The organism is Nonomuraea candida, assembly GCF_000725485.1.
Classification (GTDB): Bacteria; Actinomycetota; Actinomycetes; order Streptosporangiales; family Streptosporangiaceae; genus Nonomuraea; species Nonomuraea candida.
Window position 1 is genome coordinate 1 of the sequence record NZ_JOAG01000096.1, and the last position, 7,173, is coordinate 7,173.

The window sequence follows — 7,173 nt, forward strand, 5'->3', positions numbered from 1 at the left end:
CTTGGCCCGTTCGGCAGCTTCGGCCTGGGCGCGGGCGACGGCCAGGTCCTTGGTCAGGGCGCGGTTGGTCTTGTCCAGCTCGCGGTTGGTCTTCAGCAGTTGCTCGGCGCGCTGCCATTCCTGCTCTTGCTGCTGCTGGGCGTGGGGGGCGGCAGCGGTCTTCTCCACGGCCTTGGTCTCGGCGGCCGCGCGGGCGGCCTCGTGCTCGACGACCCGGGTCCAGGCGGCATTCACCTGCCGCTCACGCTCGGCGTCGGCGTCACGCGCCATCCTCTCGGCGACGCGCTTGGCCTCCATGGCCTGTTCACGCTCACGCTGGGCGGCGGCCGCCGCCCGTACGGCGCGCTCGCGCTCGGCTTCGGCGGCGGCCGCCTTGGACAGCGCGTCCGCGGCCGTCTGCTCCGCCTCCCGGACCCGGGCCACCGCGCCGTCTCGGACGGCGGCCAGGGCCTCGCTGTGGCCCTGCAGCGCCCGCTGGAGATCGGCCAGGGTGCCGCCGAGCGCGGTGGTCACGGCCAGCACCGGGGCGGCGGCCGCGTCGAACAGGTCCAGCGCGCCGTCGACGCCGGCGGCGTGCGCGGCCCGGCGCTCGCATAATAAAAATGAGTTACAGGATTTCAGATAACAAAACTAATTGATCTTGGTTGCATGATCGTCAAAATTGCAGCTTCCAGACGCCCAGAGACGACCGTTGACGCCTGACGTGCTCCCCTTGGATTCGGGGGACTCATCTCGGGCGGGCAGCAGGGGGTGTCGTGCGCGCACGCGTGGGTCTGTCGGAGAAGTCGGAGAACGCCCGATCGTCCCGCCGTGGATCACTGCCGGGAGTGCCGGTCAGCGTCGCGGGGCGAGCCGGTCGAGGCCTCCGGGATGGGCGTGTCCGAGCGCGACGACGGCGCGTACGAGGGCGTCGTACAGGCGGTGGTGGTTCCAGTGCTGAGCGGCCACCGTGGTGCTGTCGTCCTCCAGTTGGCGGGCGAGCGTGTCGAGCTGCGTCATCCACGCGCGGGCTGTGTCGGGCGTCGACGTCGCCGGCGCGATGGCGGCCGCGGGCTGTTGCGGGACCGCCGCGGTGGTGGCCGGCGGGGCGGCCGGAGCGCGCGAGACTCGCAGCGTGGCGGGGCGCGCACGCTGGCCCCGGGCCCGGCGCGACAGGTTGATGAACTCCTCCGCCGCCTCCTCCAGGGCCTCGTGCATGGCGAAGAGGGCGCCGGCCAGCTCGCTGGAGTCGATGCCGTGCGCGGCGCGTAGGCGCCTCAGGTCGGCCTGCATGGCGAACAGCCGGAAGCACGCCTCGCGCGCGTCGACGGGCAACTCGTCGCGCGCGGCCGCCAGCGCGGCGGCGCTCACGTACCCGGCCAGCGTCTGCCCGTGGCGCGTGGCGGCCGTCTCCAGCACGCCGTGCTCGGCGTCGGACAGGCGCACGTTGACGCGCTTCTCGCGCTGGCCCTGGCCGCGTTCGCGGGTCCTCCGGCGGCGTGCTGATGGCGGTTGCTCGGCGTCGGCCACGTGCGCCTCCTGGCGTTTGGGGAACCCAAAACCATAACTTGCTCCGCCGCAAGGGCAGGCGAAAGATGCCTTGGTGTGCAGGGCGAACGCGGGCCGCGGGCATGATGTTGAGCGACACGGAATGTCAGTGGCAAACGACAACGGATGACAGTCGGCGCGACACCGATGTCAGCAAGATCTCTCACGCTTGGTAGCGAAACCTCGCGTGCTCCGGGACGGCGTCTCACCAGGGTCAATCCAGACCCCTTCAGCCCGGCCGGGATCTCGGTGAGCTATGCGTAACTGGCATAGAACATTCCGTCATATTTGCGGGCTATTCCGCTAGGCCTTCCCCTTCTGGTGAGAACCGGGCGCACGATGGCATGCTGAGCTTCCCCCCGAGGACGGAAGCCGGGAACAGGAGCCGGCGAGGCGAGGGTCCTTCCAGCGCCCGAGGGCAGCTCCAGGGAGCCCCGCGTCAAGATCCTCGCAATGGTGTCCACGTTGCTGGCGGCCATCGCCCTGCCCCAACGCCAACCAATGCACCTACTACAACTACGGAAGCGGCGCGGGAGGTTACCCCGGAGGAGGGGGTCGCGGGTAACTTCGCCAGAATGCCTCACCCGGTGGGACCCGGCCAGTATCGCCAGGCACACCCCTGCCCCGTCCACCAGCAGCTCCCCTCCTGTCATCACCGAACCGGGAACGGTAAGACCGAAAAGTCCGGCGGAAAAAGAGAAAAGGAAGTACGTTCATGTCGAGACGATCATGGCAGGCCGGAGCGGCCGCCCTAATCGCTGTTCCCCTGACACTCGTGTTCGGTGTTCCCGCGCACGCTGATGACTGCCTCAATGGCCAAGTCTGCGTATGGAGCCAGACGGACTATAACGGCGAAATGCAGGTTATTCCTGCTCAGATCGGTGAATGCCAGGAACTGTCACTTTCCCAGGGCGCCCTGTCCGGGAAGAACCGCTCCGAGCGCCGCAGCTACTTGCTGTTCTCCGACACCAACTGTCTGGTGCTGGTCGGAACTCTGCTGACCAACCAGGATGACCCCGACTTCGGCACAGCGGTCCACTCCGTATTCGGCACCTGACCCGCGCAATCGTCACATCTAGTGATCTGGTGCGGATCGTCGACCTGTCCGACCTTGTCGGCCCCCAGACCAAGTATGGCCGAAGGGGGACAGGCGGTTGACAAAAGAGAGATATCGAGCACAGCGACCTGCGGAAACACGCTGCTGATCGCCAGCTCCCGCCCTGGGTTCGGCTGCGGCGGCGCGGGCGGCGGCCCGGTCGTCCAGCGGCCCATACAGCTTCCCGGCGGCGTCGCGCGGGCCTTCGGTGTAGCCCGGCAGGGTGCACAGCAGCGTCTGGTCGATGGTGCGGTGCAGCCGTTCGATCTTGCCCTTGCGGTGCGGCTGGTAGCTGGGCAGGCGATGGGAGGTGACGCACAGGGCGGCGAACACGTCGCGCACCGCGGTGGCGGCGAACTCCAGCCCGCGGTCGATACGGTAGCCGTACGGGCCGCGCGCTGGGTCGTAGACCAGCGCCATCCGCAGTGGCGTGGAACAGCATCATGGAGCGCGTCCTCGATGGTCACGAAGATCTCCCCGAACGGGAGGACAACGCGATCATTACGCTGGTCGGCCTTGGCGCCGGCATTGAACTCAGTGATCCCGACGCCCCGTGGCTCTACCAAGAGGGGGGCAGCATCGTGTCGCCGCTCAGCTCGATCAGGGGGTTCGCGAGACCATTGTGCAGCGGCTGGAGCTACTCGACCCGGTCACCGGTCGGCCTGTCATATAGCGTTATTGACATTTCTTGTCGCGAAGCACTGTCACGATCCTGTCGCCCAACACATGAAAAACCCCGGCGGTTTTGGCCGGGGTTGCCGCGTATCGCGTGTCGATACCTTAGCACTGGATTTGATCTTGGGCTCTTGATCATCTGTCGATCAGGAGGTCGTTAACGTCCATCTTGCTGCTTCACTTCTTCAAGATCGTTCGTGGGTTCTGTCTTTCGGTAGCTGGGCTTTCCTCTTCTGCTTCTGGGGCAATGATCGTCGGGAGAGTTGGCCGTCGCTTGGCGGCGTCACGGAGCCGGTGACGTCGGCGGGCACGTCGGCCAGCCGGGGCGGTCTCCAGCTCGCCGAGCATGATGGCGGCTTCGGCGAGCGCGGCGGCCAGGCGCTGGCGGGGCGTTCCAGGCGATGCCCGGGTGACCGGCGGCCGCTGGCGATCCGGCTGACAATCCGGTCGGCAGGCGCTCCCCACGGCGGATTCGCCGCCACCGATGTTCGTCCCAGGCTCGCGCTGCCCCGTCCGCAGCCAAATTCAAGGGGTCAAACAGCCACAAGAAGTAAGCGAACGGGGGACCGAGCAGAGGGCTGTGCCGAGAAGGCTTCCGCCGTCATTGTGAGAGTGGGGAAACCTATGAGGCCCGGGATTGGCCTGATCAACGCAGTCCGGAGCCGTCGATCCGCGAGGCAGCCGCAAACCTGGTCGGGCCGCACGGCAGTCCCTCTCCTCAGCGCACCACCTCCAACGAAGGAGAGTCCACGACCATGACATCCAGGAAAACTTCGATCGCCATCGTGACCGCCACGTTCCTGGCGGCCTCTGCGCTCGCCGCGGCTCCCGCGTACGCGCTCACCACGGTCACGTGCGACGTGGCCAACGAGCTGGACCCCCTCGGCACCGCCGTCGTAGGTCTGGGCCACTGTGATCCCGCCACCGTCAGCACGTACTTCGACGCCTTCATCCAAAGCCGCGCCACCGGCGAGCGCTGGCGCTGCGGGATAGTTGCGGTCGTGGGCGCGACCGAAACCAACGGGGCTGAGTGCATCCGAGCCTGACACCCCCAGCGGGAATGAGAAATAACCCACGAGTTCGTCGACTGGTTGAGCGTTGCCGTAGCCGCAGGACCTGGGCTTACTTCCTGGGATCCCTGGTTCTTTTGAGATTGATGAGATTTCAGAGATTCTGAAGGTCTATCGTCCTCATCGTTCGTCTTGCACAGATGGCGAAGACGAGGAGGCCGGAGTTGGCGCTGGCGGCGGTGCGGGATCTTCGTGTGGCGCGAGCCCCGGCGACTCCGGACGATCTGGATGCGCTGGAGACCGACGTCCTGGCCGGATTCGTGCTCGCTCGCGCCGCGGCGGGGTTGTCGGACGGGACGATCAGCTCGGATGTGATGCACCTGGAGCAGGCGCGGACCTGGTTCGGGCGGCCGTTGTGGGACATGGAACCAGCCGATGCCGATGCGTACTTCGGCAAGGTGCTGCGCGACACGGCCAGGGGCACGCGGCTGTCGCGCGCCCAGGCGATCAGGACGTTCTTCCTGTTCCTGGAGCTGCGCCACAAGGTCGAGATCCACCAGATGACCGGCCGGGTTGTCGAGTGCCCGATCGATGAGATGAACCGGCCGCGTGGCCACCAGCAGGCCAAGATTCGGATCCCACCAACTGCCGATCAGGTCGGACGCCTGTTCGCCGGCTGGCGGGAGGAGCTGGCGACCTGCCGGAAGTTCGCCCCGGCCGCGCGGAACTACACGGCCTGCCGGTTGATGGCCGACGTCGGGTTACGGGTCAACGAGGCCTGCAAGCTGGACCTGCCCGACATCAAGTGGGAGCTGGGACGCTTCGGCAAGCTCCACGTCCGTCTCGGGAAAGGCGCACGCGGGTCGGGCCCGCGCGAGCGGATGGTCCCTCTGATCAACAACGCGGGCGGGACACTCCGCTGGTTCGTCGAAGACGTGTGGGGTCAGTTCGGCGACGATCACACCCGGCCCGGCGTTCCGCTGCTGCTCTCCGAGCGCAAGAACGTCGACGGGAGCGCGGCACGAGTCGGGGACGAGACGATCCGCGCCGCACTGGCCAGGGCCGCCGTGGCGCATCTGCCGGACTGGCCGGACATCGTCACCCCGCACGTCCTGCGGCACTTCTGCGCCTCCCAGCTCTATGCCTCCGGCATGGACCTGGTCGCGATCCAGGAGGTCCTGGGCCATGCCTGGATCGCGACCACCATGAGATACGTGCACGTCACCGGCACCCACATCGAAGATGCCTGGATCGCCGGACAGCAACGCGCCGCCACCCGGTTGGAAGGACTACGGCGATGAAGTGGAACCTGCGGCTCGCGGCCGCCAACCGCGGCATCTGGAAGGCCAGCGAGCTTCAGCGGATGCTCGCCGAGCACGGCCTCATCGTCAGCGCCGGGAAGATGTCCGGGCTCTGGTCGGGCGAGCCCGCCAGCATCAAACTCGACGACCTCAACATCATCTGCGCCGTCCTCGGCTGCGGAGTCGATGAACTGCTCATCCCTCAGCCGGAGAAGGTCCAGCGAGTCAACGAGCAGCAGGACCTCCCGGTTGCAGCCTCGGCGAGTCCGGCCGTGACACCCCGGCGCAAGGACGGGCGAACACTGCCACCCACCTGATCCGTTGAGCTACATCTCACCGAAGAAACCGGCCGCGAGCTGCGTCGGCTGCTTCGCCTGGGGAGTGCTCCCTTTCTCCCGGACCTCCAACAAGGGTCGGAAGAAACATGTTTTGTAACCGATCGGCTACTGAATGGTATGTCATACCCGTGATGGCGACGCAACGGATCTGATATGTAACTATCTGCTACTTTGCGGCGGTCGTTACGAGAGAGTTCCGTGGCCGAGTCCCGCAACAGTAGTCACACACAGTTACTTTGCGGCTCACCAGACGCGGACCCGAGCGGGGGCCCCAGTAGGCGATGCGATCGGTGATGGCAGGCGGCATGGTGGGCACCTTGGGGCGGGGGTGACAGGACCCGCGTCACGGTACTCCGGGTAGCGCGATGATCACCGGGGATTGACCGGACCTCGACACCAGATCGGCGCCGCCGTGAGCGCCCTCCCGGCCCCCCACGCCCCGGCCGGCACCACGCTCCTGCCTGCGATCACGGACGACGATTACACCTGGGTGTGATCACTTGGGCGGTTTCGTCCGCCGCGGCGGTCGCTCCGGCCAGGCCGGGGTGATCACCACCGCCCCGAGCATCTGCTCCAGGAGCACGATCGCCTCTACCTCGCTCGGGGGCGGCTCGCCCGCTGGCGGGCCCGGCTCGTCGTCGGGAGGTACTGCTCGGCTCTCGATGTCGTCGGTGGGGCCGGTCGGCCACGGCACAGGGTCGGCCGTGCGGGGCTGAGAGCGATCTTGGCGGCCGTTCGCGCCGCCGGTGTTCCGATCACCGTCCTTCACCGCCGGGCGGTTCCAGGAGGCGATCACAGACCACCAGACCTTCCGCTCGGCCCGGTGCTCGGCCAGTGTCTCCTCGTACTTGGCCTGGGCGCCGGTCTCGATGGCCACCTCTTTCAGCGGCCGGTCGCGCCGCACCCACCCGCCCGAGACCCGCTCGGCCAGCCCGAGCCCGGCGAGCGTACGCAGCGCCTCCACGGTCGACGTACGGGACAGCAGGGCCAGGCGGGCGACGTCGGCCGCGCTGGTCGGCGCGTTCGACAGCGCCTCGTGCACGAGGGCGACGCACGCGCCTTCCAGGTTGAGGGCTTGGTGGGTCGTCTCGATCCGGCCGCCGCGCCATGTCCGGGCGACCGCGTCGGCCCGGTACACGTCCGGCACGAGCAGGACATAGCGGTCGCCCTGCTTTCCCCGGCCGGGCACGATCCGCTCGATCAGCGGGTGCGCCTCCGCCCTGAGC

At 67.6% G+C, this 7,173-nt stretch carries 7 protein-coding genes and 1 pseudogene; 4 read left to right on the plus strand and 4 right to left on the minus strand.

Annotation, left to right across the window (positions count from 1 at the left end; translation table 11 throughout):
- Nucleotides 1-513: pseudogene (locus tag IO39_RS42825) on the minus strand (hypothetical protein); the annotation flags it as partial.
- A gap of 321 nt (nt 514-834) precedes the next feature.
- The gene (locus tag IO39_RS42830; RefSeq protein WP_043637261.1) at nt 835-1,509 is read right to left on the minus strand and encodes a type II toxin -antitoxin system TacA 1-like antitoxin; all 675 of its coding nucleotides are present in this window, start codon (nt 1,507-1,509) and stop codon (nt 835-837) included.
- Between the two features lie 733 nt (nt 1,510-2,242).
- Between IO39_RS42830 and IO39_RS53690 the strand changes: the two genes are divergently transcribed.
- On the plus strand, nt 2,243-2,584 hold the full coding sequence (locus IO39_RS53690; protein ID WP_084774532.1) for a peptidase inhibitor family I36 protein: 342 nt from the start codon (nt 2,243-2,245) through the stop codon (nt 2,582-2,584).
- A gap of 18 nt (nt 2,585-2,602) precedes the next feature.
- Here IO39_RS53690 and IO39_RS57175 read toward each other — a convergent pair whose 3' ends face one another.
- Nucleotides 2,603-3,043 carry a hypothetical protein gene (locus IO39_RS57175; protein WP_211267383.1) on the minus strand — a complete coding sequence of 147 codons (441 nt, stop codon included), beginning with the start codon at nt 3,041-3,043 and terminating at the stop codon, nt 2,603-2,605.
- Nucleotides 3,044-4,053: 1,010 nt separating this feature from the next.
- Here IO39_RS57175 and IO39_RS42840 point away from each other — a divergent pair.
- From IO39_RS42840 to IO39_RS42850, 3 genes are all read left to right on the plus strand, one after another.
- On the plus strand, nt 4,054-4,344 hold the full coding sequence (locus IO39_RS42840; protein ID WP_043637267.1) for a hypothetical protein: 291 nt from the start codon (nt 4,054-4,056) through the stop codon (nt 4,342-4,344).
- 188 nt (nt 4,345-4,532) lie between these two features.
- Nucleotides 4,533-5,609 (plus strand): tyrosine-type recombinase/integrase, encoded by a 1,077-nt coding sequence (locus IO39_RS42845; protein WP_043637276.1) that lies wholly within the window; start codon nt 4,533-4,535, stop codon nt 5,607-5,609.
- The gene (locus IO39_RS42850; RefSeq protein ID WP_043637269.1) at nt 5,606-5,926 is read left to right on the plus strand and encodes a helix-turn-helix domain-containing protein; all 321 of its coding nucleotides are present in this window, start codon (nt 5,606-5,608) and stop codon (nt 5,924-5,926) included. Before IO39_RS42845 ends, IO39_RS42850 begins: the two co-directional genes overlap by 4 nt.
- 517 nt (nt 5,927-6,443) lie before the next feature.
- Here IO39_RS42850 and IO39_RS56395 read toward each other — a convergent pair.
- Nucleotides 6,444-7,173, minus strand: a 730-nt coding sequence (locus IO39_RS56395) for a hypothetical protein (RefSeq protein ID WP_043637271.1), incomplete at its 5' end; no start/stop codon positions are given.

Coding starts and splice junctions, on each gene's coding strand:
- IO39_RS42850 (WP_043637269.1), top strand. CDS start 5,606: ATGAAGTGGAACCTGCGGCTCGCGGCCGCCAACCGCGGCATCTGGAAG.
- IO39_RS57175 (WP_211267383.1), bottom strand. CDS start 3,043: ATGGCGCTGGTCTACGACCCAGCGCGCGGCCCGTACGGCTACCGTATC.
- IO39_RS53690 (WP_084774532.1), top strand. CDS start 2,243: ATGTCGAGACGATCATGGCAGGCCGGAGCGGCCGCCCTAATCGCTGTT.
- IO39_RS42840 (WP_043637267.1), top strand. CDS start 4,054: ATGACATCCAGGAAAACTTCGATCGCCATCGTGACCGCCACGTTCCTG.